This is a genomic window from Aequorivita vitellina (assembly GCF_022008365.1).
In the GTDB taxonomy this organism is placed as follows: domain Bacteria; phylum Bacteroidota; class Bacteroidia; order Flavobacteriales; family Flavobacteriaceae; genus Aequorivita; species Aequorivita vitellina.
On sequence record NZ_JAIRBA010000123.1, the window covers coordinates 1 to 662 of the forward strand.

Consider the following 662-nt stretch of genomic DNA (forward strand, 5'->3'; position numbering starts at 1 on the left):
TTTCCCTTGTAGTTATTTAACTACACACACTTACAGTTTCAACTACAAACTAAACTTGCAATGCGTTTTATATTTGCAGTGTCAAAACAAAGTAACTGACATTTTTATAAAACAATTATAATCCCTAAATCAAATAAAATGAAAAACCTATTAATTATTTCTACACTAGCTCTTGGAGCATTTTTCTTCGGTACTAACAATGCAGCAGCTCAAAACAATACTGCTACTACAACCGTAAACATCGTATTAAATGATGTAATCTCAATTGACGCAGGAAGTGTTGCCATTGGCGGCGAAGTTGCTTTCAACTACGTTACAGCAGCAGACTATAACACAGATACTACTGTTAACGTTCCAAATAGTTTAAAAGTTACTTCTACCAAAAACTTTGACATTAAAGTAAAAGCTGACGGTGCTAATTTTTCAGACGGATCAAACAACATACCTGTGAATGTACTAACCATTAAACCAGTTGTTGGCGGTACTACAACTATGACCGGAACACCTTCTGATGTTATTTTATCTGCTAACGATCAAACATTGATTGGAAATGCCACTTTGGGAAGCGCAGTGGTTTTAGAACTAGATTATTTAATTCCTGCAGCTAAATCTTCATCTTCTGATATCTTAGGAAAACCAGCTGGTACTTATACCCAAACGGT

At 35.0% G+C, this 662-nt stretch carries 1 protein-coding gene; it reads left to right on the top strand.

Annotated features, from left to right (window positions below; translation table 11 throughout):
* Positions 1 to 138 precede the first annotated feature (138 nt).
* Positions 139 to 662, top strand: a 524-nt coding sequence (locus K8089_RS16260; protein ID WP_237604334.1) for a peptidoglycan-binding protein LysM, incomplete at its 3' end; no start/stop codon positions are given.